An 800-nucleotide genomic window follows, 5' to 3' on the forward strand; every position below is an offset into this window, starting at 1 on the left:
ACTAGTGTGGTGTCTCAGAAATAACATGAACTATGTAGCGACTTGGCTGTCGAAGTGTTTTCCGTATAGGAGACTATCTCGATGGCTCGCACAGGACGCCCCGTTACGAAGCTGCAGATCACCGATGCCGAGCGCACCGAACTGAGGGCGCGCCTACGCATTCGCAAAGCGCCCGAAGACGAGAAGCTGCGCATCCGGATCGTGCTGGGCTGCGCTGAAGGCCAATCGGGAACGGTGATCGCCGAGCGCTTGCAGACGACGATCCAGACCGTGTCCAAGTGGCGACGCCGCTACGCGGCGTACCGGATGGCGGGGCTGACCGATGCGCCGCGCGCCGGACGCCCGCGCACGGTGGACGATGCGCAGGTCCAGGCGATCGTGGACAAGGTGCGCCGGAGTACCCCGGCGAATGCCACGCACTGGAGTGTGCGCCAGATGAGCCGGGAAACCGGGGTCTCCCCGGCGACCGTCCAGCGCATCTGGCATGCCTTCGGCCTCAAGCCGCACTTGCATGAGACGTTCAAGCTGTCCACCGATCCGTACTTCGTGGACAAGGTGCGTGACGTGGTCGGGCTCTACCTGGCCCCACCCGATCGCGCCTTGGTGCTGTGCGTGGACGAGAAGAGCCAGATCCAGGCCCTCGATCGCACGCAACCCGGATTACCGTTGACCTTCGGCCAACCGGCGACCCGCACGCACGACTATAAGCGCCACGGCACCACCTCCCTGTTTGCCGCGCTGGACGTCGCCACCGGCAAGGTCATCGGCCAGCTCAAGCGCCGCCACCGCAGTGCGGAGTT

The 800-nt window shown here is 64.6% G+C and carries 1 protein-coding gene; it reads left to right on the top strand.

The features are described from left to right. Nucleotides 1–81 precede the first annotated feature (81 nt). Nucleotides 82–800 (top strand): IS630 family transposase (locus tag ACH65_RS17150; protein ID WP_049623851.1); only part of this gene is annotated, 719 nt, incomplete at its 3' end.

It is taken from the genome of Frateuria defendens (assembly GCF_001182895.1).
Taxonomy (GTDB): domain Bacteria; phylum Pseudomonadota; class Gammaproteobacteria; order Xanthomonadales; family Rhodanobacteraceae; genus Frateuria_B; species Frateuria_B defendens.